The organism is Streptosporangium saharense (genome assembly GCF_014203715.1).
GTDB classification, from domain to species: domain Bacteria; phylum Actinomycetota; class Actinomycetes; order Streptosporangiales; family Streptosporangiaceae; genus Streptosporangium; species Streptosporangium saharense.
The window spans coordinates 411967-426240 of the sequence record NZ_JACHJP010000002.1; the positions used below are offsets into that span (position 1 = coordinate 411967).

The 14274-nt window shown below is 71.8% G+C and carries 19 protein-coding genes; 7 read left to right on the plus strand and 12 right to left on the minus strand.

All coding sequences use genetic code 11. The annotated features are described in order from the left end of the window. Positions 1 to 26: 26 nt before the first annotated feature. The 4 genes from FHS44_RS10995 to menB all read right to left on the minus strand — a co-directional run bounded on the left by FHS44_RS10995 (position 27) and on the right by menB (position 3926). Complete coding sequence (locus FHS44_RS10995) at positions 27 to 497, minus strand: YflT domain-containing protein (RefSeq protein WP_221460652.1); 471 nt, start codon at positions 495 to 497, stop codon at positions 27 to 29. An 82-nt stretch (positions 498 to 579) separates the two neighbouring features. Next, on the minus strand, positions 580 to 1233 hold the full coding sequence (locus FHS44_RS11000; protein ID WP_184713867.1) for a DedA family protein: 654 nt from the start codon (positions 1231 to 1233) through the stop codon (positions 580 to 582). Between the two features lie 40 nt (positions 1234 to 1273). Then, entirely contained in the window at positions 1274 to 2929 is a 1656-nt protein-coding gene (menD, locus tag FHS44_RS11005) for a 2-succinyl-5-enolpyruvyl-6-hydroxy-3-cyclohexene-1-carboxylic-acid synthase (protein ID WP_184713868.1), read from the minus strand. Positions 2930 to 3098: 169 nt separating this feature from the next. Further along, complete coding sequence (gene menB, locus FHS44_RS11010) at positions 3099 to 3926, minus strand: 1,4-dihydroxy-2-naphthoyl-CoA synthase (RefSeq protein WP_184715209.1); 828 nt, start codon at positions 3924 to 3926, stop codon at positions 3099 to 3101. Positions 3927 to 4081: 155 nt separating this feature from the next. Here menB and FHS44_RS11015 point away from each other — a divergent pair, with 155 nt between their 5' ends. The 3 genes from FHS44_RS11015 to FHS44_RS11025 all read left to right on the plus strand — a co-directional run bounded on the left by FHS44_RS11015 (position 4082) and on the right by FHS44_RS11025 (position 7183). Further along, positions 4082 to 5254 carry an AMP-binding protein gene (locus FHS44_RS11015; RefSeq protein ID WP_184715211.1) on the plus strand — a complete coding sequence of 391 codons (1173 nt, stop codon included), beginning with the start codon at positions 4082 to 4084 and terminating at the stop codon, positions 5252 to 5254. Positions 5255 to 5302: 48 nt separating this feature from the next. Further along, positions 5303 to 5677, plus strand: coding sequence for a superantigen-like protein SSL4 (locus tag FHS44_RS11020; RefSeq protein ID WP_184713869.1), 375 nt, complete (start codon positions 5303 to 5305; stop codon positions 5675 to 5677). Between the two features lie 183 nt (positions 5678 to 5860). Next, on the plus strand, positions 5861 to 7183 hold the full coding sequence (locus FHS44_RS11025; RefSeq protein WP_184713870.1) for an RNA polymerase sigma factor: 1323 nt from the start codon (positions 5861 to 5863) through the stop codon (positions 7181 to 7183). 63 nt (positions 7184 to 7246) lie between these two features. On the opposite strand, the gene FHS44_RS11030 is transcribed toward FHS44_RS11025, so the two are convergent. The 3 genes from FHS44_RS11030 to FHS44_RS11040 all read right to left on the minus strand — a co-directional run bounded on the left by FHS44_RS11030 (position 7247) and on the right by FHS44_RS11040 (position 8876). After that, positions 7247 to 7564, minus strand: a complete 318-nt coding sequence (locus FHS44_RS11030; RefSeq protein WP_184713871.1) for a DMT family transporter — start codon at positions 7562 to 7564, stop codon at positions 7247 to 7249. Then, positions 7561 to 8205 (minus strand): FMN-dependent NADH-azoreductase, encoded by a 645-nt coding sequence (locus tag FHS44_RS11035; RefSeq protein WP_184713872.1) that lies wholly within the window; start codon positions 8203 to 8205, stop codon positions 7561 to 7563. The genes FHS44_RS11030 and FHS44_RS11035 overlap by 4 nt, the downstream gene beginning before the upstream one ends. A 191-nt stretch (positions 8206 to 8396) precedes the next feature. Continuing rightward, positions 8397 to 8876 (minus strand): GNAT family N-acetyltransferase, encoded by a 480-nt coding sequence (locus tag FHS44_RS11040; protein ID WP_184713873.1) that lies wholly within the window; start codon positions 8874 to 8876, stop codon positions 8397 to 8399. Positions 8877 to 8902: 26 nt separating this feature from the next. Here FHS44_RS11040 and FHS44_RS11045 point away from each other — a divergent pair, with 26 nt between their 5' ends. Continuing rightward, positions 8903 to 9457 (plus strand): CGNR zinc finger domain-containing protein, encoded by a 555-nt coding sequence (locus FHS44_RS11045; protein WP_184713874.1) that lies wholly within the window; start codon positions 8903 to 8905, stop codon positions 9455 to 9457. On the opposite strand, the gene FHS44_RS11050 is transcribed toward FHS44_RS11045, so the two are convergent. The 3 genes from FHS44_RS11050 to FHS44_RS11060 all read right to left on the minus strand — a co-directional run bounded on the left by FHS44_RS11050 (position 9439) and on the right by FHS44_RS11060 (position 10967). After that, positions 9439 to 10152, minus strand: a complete 714-nt coding sequence (locus FHS44_RS11050) for a cation efflux transmembrane domain-containing protein (RefSeq protein WP_184713875.1) — start codon at positions 10150 to 10152, stop codon at positions 9439 to 9441. The genes FHS44_RS11045 and FHS44_RS11050 overlap by 19 nt on opposite strands. Further along, a complete protein-coding gene (locus FHS44_RS11055) occupies positions 10149 to 10487 on the minus strand; it encodes an ArsR/SmtB family transcription factor (RefSeq protein WP_184713876.1) in 339 nt (112 codons plus the stop codon). Before FHS44_RS11055 ends, FHS44_RS11050 begins: the two co-directional genes overlap by 4 nt. A 99-nt stretch (positions 10488 to 10586) precedes the next feature. After that, a complete protein-coding gene (locus tag FHS44_RS11060; RefSeq protein ID WP_312863604.1) occupies positions 10587 to 10967 on the minus strand; it encodes a hypothetical protein in 381 nt (126 codons plus the stop codon). Positions 10968 to 11147: 180 nt separating this feature from the next. On the opposite strand from FHS44_RS11060, the gene FHS44_RS11065 reads away from it, so the two are divergent. Both FHS44_RS11065 and FHS44_RS11070 read left to right on the plus strand, forming a co-directional pair. Next, positions 11148 to 11753 (plus strand): TetR/AcrR family transcriptional regulator C-terminal domain-containing protein, encoded by a 606-nt coding sequence (locus FHS44_RS11065; protein ID WP_184713878.1) that lies wholly within the window; start codon positions 11148 to 11150, stop codon positions 11751 to 11753. Positions 11754 to 12111: 358 nt separating this feature from the next. Continuing rightward, positions 12112 to 12303, plus strand: coding sequence for a DUF5999 family protein (locus tag FHS44_RS11070; RefSeq protein ID WP_184713879.1), 192 nt, complete (start codon positions 12112 to 12114; stop codon positions 12301 to 12303). A gap of 21 nt (positions 12304 to 12324) precedes the next feature. On the opposite strand, the gene FHS44_RS11075 is transcribed toward FHS44_RS11070, so the two are convergent. Next, entirely contained in the window at positions 12325 to 12957 is a 633-nt protein-coding gene (locus FHS44_RS11075) for an alpha/beta hydrolase family protein (RefSeq protein WP_312863605.1), read from the minus strand. 56 nt (positions 12958 to 13013) lie between these two features. Between FHS44_RS11075 and FHS44_RS11080 the strand changes: the two genes are divergently transcribed. Further along, on the plus strand, positions 13014 to 13406 hold the full coding sequence (locus FHS44_RS11080) for a hypothetical protein (protein WP_221460655.1): 393 nt from the start codon (positions 13014 to 13016) through the stop codon (positions 13404 to 13406). Positions 13407 to 13421: 15 nt separating this feature from the next. Here FHS44_RS11080 and FHS44_RS11085 read toward each other — a convergent pair whose 3' ends face one another. After that, complete coding sequence (locus FHS44_RS11085) at positions 13422 to 14204, minus strand: YfgM family protein (protein ID WP_184713881.1); 783 nt, start codon at positions 14202 to 14204, stop codon at positions 13422 to 13424. Between the last annotated feature and the right edge of the window lie 70 nt (positions 14205 to 14274).

Genomic DNA, 14274 nt, shown 5'->3' on the forward strand with positions numbered 1-14274 from the left:
TGACGGGGGGTCCACCGGAACAGGCGCTAGGTGTGCTGAGGTATGCCGGTCTCGAGCAGCCTGCGGGCCTCGGCGGCCTGGGGCGTCGTCACCCGCAGCTCGTACCGGTTGGCGACGATGGCGCTGGAGGACAGGAAGTCCCTCTTGCCGCCGGTGAAGGCGTGGGCGATGAGCCCGAAGATGGCTCCGGCGACCACACCCCAGATCACGCTCCACAGCACCAGGATCCAGGGGAACCTGCCGGGGGTGAAGATCGCGAAGAACAGGCCGATCAGCAGTCCGATCCAGGCACCTGTCGCCGCGCCCATCCCGGCGGCGCGCAGGTAGGTCAGCCGCCCGAGCACCTTCTCGACCATCCGCAGGTCCATCCCCACGATCATCGCGTGCTGGACGGGAAAGCGCTGGTCGGAGAGGTAGTCGACGGCCCGCTGGGCCTCCTCGTAACGGCCGTATGTGGCTACCGGCTCGTAGCCGGTCAAGGTCTGGTCGGATAGCATGCCGCCCCCCTTCACGGTGAGTCCGTACCAACTCAGCGTGACCGTCGGCGGCCCTGCGCACATCCCCAGGTCTGGTAGCGGATCAGCCCGCGCCGACCGGCCTGCCCTCCTGCTCCTCCTGGGCGGACTCCTCGGCGGCCATCCTGGCGGCCCTGCGCCTGAGGAACAGCGTGGTCGCGATCCCGAACAGCAGCGCGATGACCAGTGCGACCCAGGAGAAGCCCCGCAGCCACCGCTCGGCGGCGATGCCCAGGTAGTAGATCACCGCGGTGGTGCCGCCCGCCCAGACGATCCCGCCGAGCACGTTGGCGACCAGGAACCTCCAGTACGGCATCCGCAGCGCCCCGGCCAGCGGCCCCGCGAGGATGCGCAGCAGCGCGACGAACCTGCCGAGGAAGACGGTCCACATGCCGTAGCGGTGGAAGTAACGCTCGGCCCTGCCGATGTGCTCGGACCCGAAGTGCTTGGGGAACCTGCGGCCGAGCCGGTCGAACATGGGTTTGCCGCCCCTGCGGCCCACGGCGTAGCCGATCGAGTCGCCGACGATCGCGCCGACGCTGGCGCAGACGCCGACCCACAGCGGGTCGACCACGCCCTTGGCCGCCAGCAGCGCGGAGCTGACCAGGACGATCTCGCCGGGCAGCGGGATGCCCAGGCTCTCGATCCCGATCACCAGACCGACCAGGACACAGATCCACACCGCGGGGATCGCCTGGAGCCACTCGTCGACATGCATGCCCGTTACCCTATTGCGTCGTCCGGCCGGATCCTCCCCGTCACAGGGCGCCGCGGATCGCGGTGTGGGCCGCGTCGCGCATCACGGCGTGCAGCACCGCGTTCGGCTCCCGGTCGGTGTGGACCTCGACGATGCGCACCCCCTCCCCGCGCAACGCCTTCGGCAGTTGCTCGGCCTCCCCCACGAAGGTGTACGGCGTGCCGGTCGAGGCCGCGACGTGGGCCAGGTCGACCCCGTGCGAGGTGCCGAAGACCCGTTCGAACGGGTCGCGCAGCGCCGCCTGGGGCAGCAGCGAGAAGATCCCGCCCCCGTCGTTGTTCACCACGACCAGGCACAGGTCGGGGCGGGGCTCGCGGGGGCCGAGGATCAGCCCGTTCTGGTCGTGCAGGAACGTCAGGTCGCCCATCAGCGCGTAGGAGGGGCCGTTGTGCGCCAGCGCGGCCCCCATCGCGGAGGACACCACGCCGTCGATGCCCGCCGCGCCCCGGTTGGACAGGATCCGCAGCCCCCGCCTGGGGCGCATCGCCTGGTCGAGGTCGCGGATCGGCATGGACGAGCCGGAGAACAGCAGCGCCCCGTTGGGAAGTTGCTCGGCCAGGTCCCTGGCCAGGCGCGGTTCGCTGAGCCCGCCCGCGTCGAGCACCTCGTCGATCGCCACCCTGGCCGCGGCGTCCGCGCGCCGCCACGAGCGCAGCCACTCGTCGTCGCCCGCCGCGACCGGGATCTCGACAGCCTGCGCCACCTGGGTCGCGGACCGGGTCGGGTCGGGCCAGCGGGTCAGGTCGGGGGCGACGACGATGTGCTCCTCGGCGTATCTCAGCCAGTTCAGCAGCGGCCTGGACAGACCGGGACGCCCCAGGGTGACCACCACGTCCGGGCGGTGCCGGTCGGCGAACTCGGGGGCGCCCAGCAGGAAGTGGTAGGTCGAGACCGCGTGGTCGCCGTAGCGGGCGCCGCCGGTCGGCTCCGACAGGACCGGCCACCCGGCCATGCCCGCCGCCGCCACGTATCTGCGCATGTTGGCGGCGCCGTCCCCGACGACGAGCACGCCCCTGCGGGTCGGCGGCAGGTGCAGCGCGGAGGCGGGGGGCGCGACCCTGGTACGCACCCACGGCCCGTTGGCGTCGCCGTCGAGGGGCTCGCACCAGGAGGCGTCGCCGTCCGGGACGAGCGGCTCACGGAAGGCGAGGTTGAGGTGGACCGGGCCGGGGTCGGCCGGGCCGAGCGAGCGCTGGTAGGCGCGGCAGACCAGGGACCGCCAGTAGGCGACCTGCCCTGGCCGGTCCTCGGGGACGCCGACCTCGCTGAACCAGCGGACCGCGGTGCCGTACATCTTGATCTGGTCGATGGTCTGGCTGGCGCCGGTGTCACGCAGCTCGGGCGGCCGGTCGGCGGTGAGCAGCAGCAGCGGTATCCCCGACTCGTGCGCCTCGACGACCGCGGGGTGGAAGTTGGCCGCCGCGGTGCCCGAGGTGCACATCAGCGCGACCGGCCGCCCGGTGCGCCTGGCCAGGCCGAGCGCCAGGAACGCGGCGGAGCGCTCGTCGATGCGCACGTGCAGCCGTACGCGGCTGTCGGCGTGCGCGGCCAGCGCGAGCGGGGCCGAGCGGGAGCCCGGGGCGAGCACCACCTCGGTGAGGCCGCAGCGTACGAGTTCGTCGACCAGCACGGTCGCGAGCGCGGTGGCGGGGTTCACCGCACTGCCTCCTCTGGTCGTCGTCGTGCCCAAAAATCGTGAAAAGCCGGAAAAAGTCGCGCCCGAAAACCCGGGCACGACAGGTGACGGACCGGCGCCGTCCCCACCGCGCCGAGGTGGCGCGCTGCCGGGACGGGCCGGATTCGCCTCATCGTCGGAGTCGTCGCCCTCAGGGCCTGCGCGGGAACTTGCCGAAGTCGGGGACGCGCTTCTCCTTGAAGGCGTCGCGGCCCTCCTGCGCCTCCTCGCTCATGTAGTAGAGCAGGGTCGCGTCACCGGCGAACTGCTGCATACCCGCGGCGCCGTCGGTGACCGCGTTCAGCGCGCCCTTCAGCATGCGCAGGGCCAGCGGCGACTTCTCCAGCATCTCCCTGGCCCAGGTGACCGTCTCCTCCTCAAGGCGCTCAAGGGGGACGACCGTGTTGACCAGGCCCCAGTTGAGGGCGGTCGCGGCGTCGTACTGACGGCACAGGTACCAGATCTCACGGGCCCGCTTCAGGCCGACGGTCTCGGCGAGCAGCCAGGACCCGTAGCCCCCGTCGAAGGAGCCGACCTTGGGCCCGGTCTGGCCGAAGACCGCGTTCTCCGCCGCGATGGACAGGTCGCAGCAGACGTGCAGCACGTGTCCGCCGCCGATGGCGTAACCGGCGATCATCGCGATGACCGGCTTGGGGCAGCGGCGGATCTGCACCTGCAGGTCCAGCACGTTCAGCCTGCCCACGTGCGGGGTCGACTTGTCGACGTAGCCGTCGTCACCGCGGATCTTCTGGTCGCCGCCCGAGCAGAAGGCCCGGTCGCCCGCGCCGGTGAGAATGATCACACCGATCTCCGCGTCCTCCTGGGCGATGTTGAAGGCGTCCCTGAGCTCGAAGAGCGTCGTGGGGCGGAAGGCGTTGTGCCGCTCGGGCCGGTTGATCGTGATCTTCGCGATGCCCTCGGCGGTCTCGTAGACGATGTCCTCGTAGTCACCCGAGCGCTTCCAGTCGGCGGCGCGCACCTGGACGCTCTCCGGCAAGGGCCTGACCTCGCCCGCCACCCGCTCGTCCGTGCCAGGCTCCGCCCGCTCCGTGCTCACGATGACCGCGTCCCTTCCGCCTCGCCGGGGTGCTGCCCGGCTCCCGTCGTTTTCCCGGCACTAACCTTACGACTGTGATGAACGGTCCTGTGCACGTGGAGTCGCCCTCCGGGCCGCGGGAGCTGCACGCGCTCGTTCTCCCCCCCGGACCCGAGCTGTTCGAGGCCGTCGGCGCCGCGCTCGACGGCGGCCCCGCCGTGCTCCCCCTGTCCCCCGCCCTGCCCCCCGCCGCCCTGCGCACCACCCTGGAGACGCTGCGCCCCACCCACGTCAACGGTGTACGGCACGAGCCCGGCGTTGGGGTTCCCGAAGAGGTGGCCGTCGTCATCGCCACCAGCGGCACCACCGGCCCCCCGAAGGGGGTTCAACTGTCCGCCACCGCCCTGCGCGCCTCGGCCGCGGCCTCGCTGCGCCGTCTCGGCGCGGGCCCCGGCGAGCGCTGGCTCTGCTGCCTGCCGCCCTCCCACGTCTCGGGTCTCCAGGTCCTCGTCAGGTCGCTGGTCACCGGGACGGAGCCGATCGTGCACGAGGGCTTCTCCCCCGAGGCCGTGCTCGCCAGCGGCGCCCGGCACGTCTCGCTGGTGCCGACGCAACTGCGCCGGTTGCTCGGCGCCGACCTGTCGGTCTTCGACACGATCCTGCTGGGCGGCGCGGCGCCGCCCCCGGGGCTGGTCGCGGCGGCCGAGGCCGCCGGTGCGCGGGTGGTGACCAGCTACGGCATGAGCGAGACCTGCGGCGGGTGCGTCTACGACGGCGCCCCCCTTTACAATGTAGATCTGAAGATCGGTGACGACGGGCGGATCCGCGTCGCCGGGCCCGTGCTGTTCTCCGGCTACCGGCTGCGCCCCGACCTGACCGCCGCCGCCCTGGACGGCGACTGGTTCGTCACCTCCGACCTCGGCGTCCTGGACGGCCGGGGGCTGCGCGTGCTGGGCCGCAGCGACGACGTCATCAACACCGGGGGCGAGAAGGTGGTGGCCGCCGTGGCCGCCGCCGCCGTGGCGGAGCACCCTGCGATCACCGACGCCGTCGTGGTCGGCCGCCCCGACCCCGAGTGGGGCGAGCGGGTCGTGGCCGTCGTCGTCTCCCCCGCCCCGCCGTCCCTGGCCGAGCTGCGGTCCTTCGTCAAGGAGCGGCTTCCCGCGTGCGCGGCCCCCGCCGAGCTGATTGTGCTGTCCGAAATACCACTTTTGCCCAATGGCAAGCCGAATCTCGCCGCCCTCCGTTATGGTCGTGATCGGGAACCGTGAGGGAACCCGGCACGTCAAACAGACAGCCGAGGCAGAAAGGACGAGCCGATGCGCATCACCCGCAAGACGTGGGTCTCCGCAGGAGTCGTCGGTCTGGTCCTCGCGGGGGGCATCTCCGTGACGGCCGCCGCCTCCGCGGGCCGGGCGGAGAAGGTCCCGGTGGTCGAGGAGGCCGCCCCGGTGCCCGCCGTACAGCCGGACACGCCGTCGGCCGTCCAGCAGCCGCAGGACGACGTCGCGCCGCCCTCGGAGCAGCCGTCCACGCCGGACAGGTCCGTGGTCTCCAGGGACGTCAACCCCGACCCGGGGTCCGTCACGACCTACTGGACCGAGCAGCGTCTGCAGAAGGCGGACCCCTTCCCCATGCCCGAGGCCAACGATCCGGCGGGGCCCTCGGAGAACCGGATCAAGGGAATCGACTAGCTCCTGACCACGCCTGACAAGGGGCGGAACGCCTCAGAGCGACCACCCATCTTATTTTCCCCGTCAAGTCGGGAACATAAAGTTCTTGACTGGGGTTATTGGTACTGGTGCGCTGAGCGGCCCCGAGGCCGCCCCACCCGACAACCTGTAAGCAGACGACTCCGTGATGGAGGAGGTGTCCTCATGCCCCAAACCGCCGTGGCGACCTCATCGGAGGCCCCGACGCCCCTTGAGCAACTCCTTGACCGAGGGCGAGTCCAGGGTCACCTTTCACTCGCGGAGCTGCGTCATGCCTTCGCGGAGTCCGGGATCAGTCCCACGGAGGGCCGGTCGATCCTGCGGGAGCTGACCGAGTCGGGCGTCATCCTGGCGGCCGAGGACGAGCCCGCGCTCACCAGCGCGTCCAGGAAGGCCACCGGCCGCCGCGCCACCACCCGCAAGGCGAAGGCCGCGCCCGCCAAGAAGGCCAAGGAGCCCAAGGAGGCCGCGGCGCCGGTCCAGGCCGAGGCCGAGCCGGAGATCGACGAGGAGTGGTCCCCCGCCGAGGAGGCGGAGATCGAGGCCGAGCAGACCATGGACCTGGACGACCAGTCCTCGGTCATGGGCGACTCGGTCCACACCTACCTCAAGTCGATCGGCAGGCGCACCCTGCTCACCGCCGCCCAGGAGGTCGAGCTGGCCAAGCGGATCGAGGCCGGACTGTACGCCGAGTCCAAGCTGGAGGCCGAGCCCGGTCTGCCCGCCGCCATGCGCGACGACCTGGAGTGGATCGCCGAGGACGGCCGCCGCGCCAAGGACCACATGCTGGAGGCCAACCTCCGCCTGGTCGTCTCGGTCGCCAAGAAGTACACCGACCGGGGCATGGCGCTGCTGGACGTGGTCCAGGAGGGCAACCTGGGCCTGATCCGCGCGGTGGAGAAGTTCGACTACACCAAGGGCTACAAGTTCTCCACCTACGCCATGTGGTGGATCCGCCAGGCCATCCAGCGGGGCTTCGCCGACTCGGCGCGCACCATCCGCCTGCCGGTGCACGTGCTGGAGATGCTCTCCAAGCTGTCGCGCGTCGAGCGTGACATGCACCAGCGTCTCGGCCGGGAACCCACCCCCGAGGAGTTGGCGGTCGAGCTGGACAAGACTCCCGACCAGATCGAGGAGCTGCTGCGCACCAGCCGCCAGCCGATAAGCCTCAACGCGACCATCGGCGACGACGGTGAGACCACCATCGGTGACCTCATCGAGGACGTCGACTCGCCCGAGGCGTCGGAGGTGGTCGACCGCCAGCTGCTCGGCGAGCAGCTACGCGGCGTGCTGGGCAACCTCTCCCCGAGGGAGGCCAAGATCATGGCCCTGCGCTTCGGCCTCGTGGACGGCAAGCCCCACACCCTCGACGAGATCGGCAAGCATCTCGGGCTGACGCGTGAGCGCATCCGCCAGCTCGAGAAGGAGTCCCTGTCCAAGCTGCGGCACCCGAGCAACACCCGCCCGCTGCTCGACTGGGCCAGCTAGACACACCGAAAGGGGCGCCGTGGATTTTGTCCACGGCGCCCCTTTCGCGTGCGGGGGAAGGGCTCAGGCCAGTGCCCTGGCCAGCACGACCCCGCCGACGATCAGCGCCAGGGCCGCGACCCGTCCCACCCCCACGGGGTCGCCGTGCAGCACGATCCCGAGGGTGATCGCGCCGACGGCGCCGATGCCGGTGAAGACGGCGTAGGCGGTGCCGACGGGCAGTCCCTGCTGCATGGCCTTCGACAGCAGCCACACCGCCAGCGCCCCGAGCAGGAAGCAGACCAGCGTGGGCAGCGGCCGGGTGAAGCCCTCGGTCGGCTTGATGCTCTGCGACCAGGCGATCTCCACCAGCCCGGCCGCGACGAGCAGGATCCAGCTCATCGCAGAGCCACCTTTCCCGCCTCCTCCCGCGCCGCGGCGTAGGACTGCTCGTGTACAGCCCGCCGGTCGGCCAGGGCCGGGTCCACCAGGGAGTTGACCATCTCGGCATGGACGAACGTGACGTCCTCGACGGCGAAGTGCCCGAGGAAGAAGTCACGCAGGTAGCGCTCCTGGTGGTCGACGGGCTCCCTGGGGGTGCCGGGGCCGTAGGCGCCACCCCGCGCGCTGGTGACCACAAACCTCCTGCCCGTCAGCTTCATCTTGGGGAAGGTCACCTGGTCGATCCAGGCCTTCAGCGACGAGGGGATGGAGAAGTTGTACATCGGCGTGCCGATCAGCACGACGTCCGCGGCGACCAGCTCGTCGAGCAGCGGTTCGAGCACCGCCCAGGCCTCGGCCTGCTCCGGGGTGCTCACCACCTCGTGGTAGCGGCCGATGTCGGTGATCTGACCGGCCAGGACGCGGTCGCACAGTTCGGTCCAGGCCTGCCCGATGTGCGGGACGGGGTTGGCGGCCAGGTCCCGGTAGGTGTACTCGCCCTCGGGGTTGGCCTCGCGCCACGCGGCGGCGTAGATCCCCGACAGGGTGCGCGAGAAGGACTCACGACGGGCGCTGGCGTCCAGGTGCAGCAGGTGGCTCACGGCTCTCCAATCCTCGATTTTTAAAGCGGACATCCCGTCCGCTTAATCACCATAGCGATAAGCGGACGAAGTGTCCACTTGACCGAGGACCGCGCAGATCTGCGGGGAAAAACCGCCATAAATCCCAATGGCTGACCACCTCGATAAGCCGTGGCCCCGCTCAGGGAGCCGGAGTCACCGAGCAGGGCCCCTCACGGGCGCCAGCACAGGGCGGGGTCGGGATGGTCGGAGAAGCCGAGTTCCCGGTAGAGCGGCTCGCCCGCCGGGGAGGCGTACAGGTCAACCCTGACGACGTCGCGCTCCCTGAACCAGTCGAGCAGGTCCCGCATGATCGCCCGGCTGTGCCCCCGGCGCCGGTACGCCGGGTCCGTCACCACGCCGATCACGTGCCCGATCCTGCCGTTGCGCGAGTGCGGGCCGGGAAACCACTGGTCGACGGTGCCGATGCCGCAGGCGGCCAGGCCCTCCTCGCCGTCCACGACCAGGACCCGGGTATCGTCGGCCGTCAGCCGCTCCCCCAGGACCTCGGTGAAGGCCCCGCGCCAGCGCCCGTCCTGTGGGGAGGGATCGAAGAAGTCGCCGCCGAGGGTCTCGAAGAGCGACGCCCGCAGACGGACGAGTTCCACCACGTCGTCCGGTACGGCCCGCCGTACGCCGGTGTGCTGTGTCATGCGGGCCAGCCTGATGTAATGGTCTTATGCATCTCAACCCTTACGGTACGGACGCCGTGAACCTGGCGGCGGACCTGGCCAACCGGCCTCCGGCCACCGCGGAGGAGCTCGCGGAACGCTGTGTCGCCGCCGGACTCGTGCTCGAACGGCCCGTCGTGCCGGAGGACCTGAGCAGGACCCTGGCCGTGATCGTGGCCTGGGAGCGGGTCGTGGACGCCGTCGGCGAGCGTGAGCGCGCCGAGCTGGTCAACCGCATGCTGGCCGACGCCACCGCCCACCCCCGGCTGACCGACCACGCGGGCGACGGCTGGCACCTGCACTACCGAGACGACCGGCAGTCACTCGGCGCCATGCTCGCCGCGCTCATCTCCGTGGGCACCGCGCTGCACCTGGCGGGGAGGGGCATGCACCGACTACGACGATGCGCCGTGACCGAATGTGTCATGATTTTTGCTGACACCTCCCGCACGGGGCGGCGGCGTTACTGCTCCCAGCTATGCGCCAACCGCGACGCGGTCCGCAGACACCGCGCCGTCAACCGGCCGCCAAGAGAGCCCTCGGCTCAGCCCCTGCCCGGCTGAGCGGGCGGGCAGCACCCGTCACCGCACGCCGTACCCCCAGCGTCTGACTCAGCCTCCGCACCGAGAGGTACGGCACAGCAGACGTCCCCGCGCCACGCCTGAAGCCCCTCCCTGACCGCGACGGCGGCGATGACCAGCGCGGCGGCCGGGTCGGCCCAGGACCAGCCGAACAGGCCGTTGAGCGCCAGCCCGGCCAGCAGCACCGCCGACAGGTAGGTGCACAGCAGGGTCTGCCTGGAGTCGGCGACCGCCGAGGCCGAGCCCAGCTCACGCCCGGCCCGCCGCTGCGCCAGGGACAGCAGCGGCATGATCACCAGGGAGAGCGCGGCCAGCACGAGGCCCGTCGTCGAGTGCTTGGCCTCCCCGGCCCCCAGCAGGGCGCGTACGGCGTCGGCCGTGACGTAGGCGGCGAGCGCGAAGAAGGAGAGCGCGATGACGCGCAGCGCGGCCCGCTCCCTGCGCTCGTGGTCGGCGGCGGAGAACTGCCAGGCGACGGCCGCGGCCGAGGCGACCTCGACGACGGAGTCGAGACCAAAGCCGACCAGTGCCGCGGAGGAGGCGATTGTTCCCGCGGTGACCGCGACCACCGCCTCGACCACGTTGTAGGTGATCGTCGCGGCCACCAGCAGCCGGATCCGCCGCCTGAGCACCGCACGGCGCGCGGCGGGGGCGGGGACGGGCAGGACCGCGCTCACCGGCAGCAGCCCTTCTCCTCGTCCTCGGCGCAGGTGCGCTCCCCGGCCACCGCGACCACCGAGGCGCGCAGGTGGTCCAGCGCGTGGCCGAGCCGTTCGTCGGCCAGTTCGTAGCGGGTGCGGCGGCCGACCGGCACCGCGACCACCAGGCCGCAGTCACGCAGGCACGCCAGGTGGTTGCTCAGCCGGGTGCGGGAGACGCCGAGCCGTTCGGCCAGCTCGGCGGGGTGGGCGGGGGCCTGACGCAGCGCGATCAGGACACGGCAGCGGATCGGGTCGGCCAGAGCGCGGCCGAAGCGCGCGAGGACCTCGACCTCGGAGGCGATCGTCAGCACACCTCAAGGTACATCGAACCCTGAATTCAGGAAACCCTGAACAGTCAGGACGTGAAAAAGGCGGCCCCTGAAGGGACCGCCCTGGACACAGCGGAAGGATCAGCGGACGACGACGGTCACCGGCCGAGGGACGCGGGCGATGCCGGTCAGCCGGTTCTCCTCACGCAGGGTGCGCAGCCGGTTGACCTCCGAGGTCCACTCGGCCCCCTTGGGGGTCGCCCTGCCCTTGCGGCGGCGGATCCTGTCGTCGTAGGCCCTGGGGCCGAAGGTCGCCCGCTGGCCCGCCTCGGCCGCGCGCAGCGCGTCGGTCAGCGCCGCGTCGAAGACCAGCCCGGCGGCCCTGAGCTCCTCGGGGGACGCCCCGGCGGCCTGGACCCGGCGCAGCTCGGCCTCGGCCACACGCGCCTTCTCAAGGAACTCGGGGAAGCTCTTCCCGACCTCCTGGTCGGCGTGGTGACGGACCTCCGCCTCCCGGCTCACGCCCGGTCGGAAAAACGCCATCGTCTGCCCTCTCTCCCGTCGCCGGGACCTCCCCCGGCGGATCACGGCTGTAGCCTACGCCGTCGCCGTCCGTACCACCCACTCAGGGACCGACCGGTACGGAACCGTACGGCGCGGCGTCCTTTACACAGTAAGGTCACCGGTGGCAGGATGCGGCCCATGCCCGCCAAGCGACCGCCCGTCCCGCTCTCCAGGGAGCGCATCATCGAGGCCGCCCTGCACATCGCCGACAGCCAGGGGCTGCGGCGGCTGACGATGCGGCGCCTCGGCGACGCGCTCCAGGTCGAGGCCATGGCCATCTACCACCACCTGCCCCGAGGCAAGGACGCCCTCATGGACGCCCTCGCCGAGCACGTCACGGCCGTCCACGCCGAACCCGCCGACTCCTGGCAGGAGAGCGCGAGGGCGTGGTGCAGGGCGAGCAGGGCCGCGCTCAGGGAGCACCCCGGGGTGCTGGCGCTCGCGCTCACCAAGCCCCCGAAGGGCCGGGCGGCGATCGCCCTCATGGAGCAGACCGAGCAGCTCTCCGACGCCGGTCTGCCCGACCCGGCGCAGGCGGTGCGGGCGCTGCGGGCCTACGTCTTCGGCTCGGTCGCGGTCGAGGTGCAGCGCTCAGGATGGGCCGACTCCCCGGCCGACGGCGCCGAGCCGTGGCGCCCCCCGTCGGCGGGCGGGGGCTCGGCGGCGGCCGACGCCGACTTCGAGCACGGGCTGGACGCCCTCCTGGCCGGGCTCAACCCCAGGCGAACAGAGGCTGAACGGTAAAGAAACGCGAGGCCGATCCTTTTTTACCTACCGGATGGCGCGTTTCGCTTGGCCAGATGTCCACTATGAGGCATCCTGTGCTATAGGTCACACCCCCGGAAGGACCCCGAAGGACCACTCTCCAGAGTTCGTAAACAGTCCTAACGGGCTATGTCCCGGGATGAGATCCAGATCGCAGACTTGGTCTGACCAACGTGCGGACCTCACCCCGTCCGAGGCGCGCACGACCCACATGTCCACACAGATGCTCGTCACCCGTCGCACGGCGGGAAACGGATTCCCGTCGGGGACAGGGTTGTCCACCCGCCGACCCGATGTCGATCCGGCGAGCCGACGATAGAGATCCGGAGGCACGCCGATGTGCCCGCACCAGCCGTCCTGTCCGCCCGCCGAGGCGCTGGACCGCGAAGCCGCCCGTACGATGGTCGCCCACCCCGAGCAGGGCTGGAGTCTGCTCTGCAACGGCGTGGTGCTCTTCGACGACACCGGCGAGATCCTGCCCGACGGCGCGGTCATCGAGCCGCACCGGCCCCTGGCCGGCGTCGCCTGATCGTCTGACGATCACCCCGCGTCACTCCGGGGCGGCGCGCATCCTCGCGTCGAGCCAGTGCGCGACCACCTCACCCACCCTCACGGGGTCCTTCTTGAGATCGTGCCCCTCACCGGGCAGCACCACCAGGCGTGAGGTGTCCGCCGCCTCGGGGACCCCGAACGGGTCACGGTCACCGCTGACCGCCAGCACATCGACCCCCGCGGCGCGCAGTTCCTGCGCGCGTGACCTCTCCGGCCTGCCGGGAGGGTGCAGGGGGAAGGCCAGCGCGACCACCGCCGTCGCCCCCACCAGCGAGGCCGTACGGCAGGCGACCCTGGCCCCGTTGCTCCGCCCGCCCTGCACCAGCGGCAGGCCGGGCCTGAGCCCGCGAAGTCCGGCGACCAGTTCGAGCCAGGCCTCGTCCTGTTTGACCGCCGAGCCGGGCGCCCTGGCCCCTCGCATCCTGAACGGCTGGAGCACCCGGGCCACCACCCCGCCGATCGGCGTCACCGCGTCCCGTACGGCCAGCAGGTCGGGCACGTCCACTCCCCCGGCCGAGCCGTGGGTGATCACCAGCAGGAAACGCGGATCGGCCGCCTCGTCGATCTCCGCCACGGCCGGGCCGTGGACGGTCGCGATCTCCACGGACGAGCCCGTACTCCGGATGGACACCGATCTAGTCCTAACGGCTGATGTCTGAGGTCGCGACGGGGGCGGACAATCAGAGGGTGCAGGATCATCACGATATCCGACAGGACGTACGGGCGACCATCGAGGCCCGCCGTGACCTCGGCCCCGAGTACGAGGCCGCGCTCGTCGAGTCCTTCGTCGACCGTCTCGACGCGACGATCGCCGCCAGGGTGCGGGCGGAGCTGCAGGCGGCGGGGCACCATCCCCAGCACTACCCGCAGCACCCCCAGTACCACCACCCCGGCCCTCCTCCCCCGCAGCAGCGCAGGGGCAACGGCGCCGTCCCGATCGCGCTCGGCTCGATGGGCCTGGCCATCCCGCTGACCGCCGTCGCCAGCGAGGGCGGGACCGCGGGCATTCTCATCGCCTGGTTCGGCATCGTGGCGATCAACGTCGCCCACGCCCTCGGCGGGCTGCGCCGCCGCGACTGAAGCCCGGAACGCGGCTCAGACCTCCCGCTCTCGCCGCAGCCTGACCCCCTCGGCCAGTTCCTCGTCGGCGCTGTCCAGGCCGTAGCGCCACACCCGCTCCGCGTCCTCGTCACGCCCTCTCAGCGGCAGCGTGCGGGCCAGCAGCTCGATGGCCAGCGCCCCGGTCTCCGCGTCGCCGCCCTCCTCGACGGCCCCGGTGAGCTCGGCGCAGGCCAGTTCGAGGTGGGCGATGCCGAGCAGCACCCGAAGTCTCGCCACCTCCGCGACGTCCGGCACCGACAGCGCCTCGACGAGCACCCCCGCCGCCTCCGCCGCCTCCCCCTCCTCGATGAGGATCTCGGCCAGTCGCTGGGCCGCCAGGGAGGAGATCTCCGGCTCCCCGGTCGCCAGCGCGGCCCTCAGGGCCTCCTCCGCCTCCTGGGGGCCCGTGGCCAGCCTGGCCAGGCCCATGTGGGCCAGCGGGACGCAGGCGGCGTTCCCGGTGCCCAGCGCCGCCTGCCAGGCCGCCCGCGCCTGGTCGGGCTGGTCCTCCTGCTCGAAGCTCCTGGCGAGCAGGCAGGCCGCCTGCCCGGCGAACTCGGGGTGACCGGTGGCCAGCGCGGCGCGGGCCGCCGACCTGGCGCCCGCCGCGTCGCCCCGCTCCTGCAGCACCACCGCCAGCCCGACCGCCGCCTGCGCGCGGTCGGGCCCCTCGGGATCCGCGGCCAGCTCCGTGAGGATCGCCGCGGCGCCGTCCAGGTCACCGTCCTCTGCCAGCCGCCGCGCGGTCTCCAACGGGCGGGTGTCCACCTCAGGCATACAGGGTCCCTCCGGGTAAGGAATCGCCCCGGGCCCGGCGGCCCGGGGCCCTGTTCACGAGGTGGATCTT

Excerpts from the sequence above, each read along its gene's own strand:
- FHS44_RS11040 (WP_184713873.1), bottom strand. The coding sequence starts at position 8,876 with ATGACACAGCACACCGGCGTACGGCGGGCCGTACCGGACGACGTGGTG.
- FHS44_RS11015 (WP_184715211.1), top strand. The coding sequence starts at position 4,082 with ATGAACGGTCCTGTGCACGTGGAGTCGCCCTCCGGGCCGCGGGAGCTG.
- FHS44_RS11065 (WP_184713878.1), top strand. The coding sequence starts at position 11,148 with ATGCCCGCCAAGCGACCGCCCGTCCCGCTCTCCAGGGAGCGCATCATC.
- FHS44_RS10995 (WP_221460652.1), bottom strand. The coding sequence starts at position 497 with ATGCTATCCGACCAGACCTTGACCGGCTACGAGCCGGTAGCCACATAC.
- FHS44_RS11045 (WP_184713874.1), top strand. The coding sequence starts at position 8,903 with ATGCATCTCAACCCTTACGGTACGGACGCCGTGAACCTGGCGGCGGAC.
- FHS44_RS11030 (WP_184713871.1), bottom strand. The coding sequence starts at position 7,564 with ATGAGCTGGATCCTGCTCGTCGCGGCCGGGCTGGTGGAGATCGCCTGG.
- FHS44_RS11025 (WP_184713870.1), top strand. The coding sequence starts at position 5,861 with ATGCCCCAAACCGCCGTGGCGACCTCATCGGAGGCCCCGACGCCCCTT.
- FHS44_RS11070 (WP_184713879.1), top strand. The coding sequence starts at position 12,112 with ATGTGCCCGCACCAGCCGTCCTGTCCGCCCGCCGAGGCGCTGGACCGC.
- FHS44_RS11020 (WP_184713869.1), top strand. The coding sequence starts at position 5,303 with ATGCGCATCACCCGCAAGACGTGGGTCTCCGCAGGAGTCGTCGGTCTG.
- FHS44_RS11000 (WP_184713867.1), bottom strand. The coding sequence starts at position 1,233 with ATGCATGTCGACGAGTGGCTCCAGGCGATCCCCGCGGTGTGGATCTGT.
- FHS44_RS11085 (WP_184713881.1), bottom strand. The coding sequence starts at position 14,204 with ATGCCTGAGGTGGACACCCGCCCGTTGGAGACCGCGCGGCGGCTGGCA.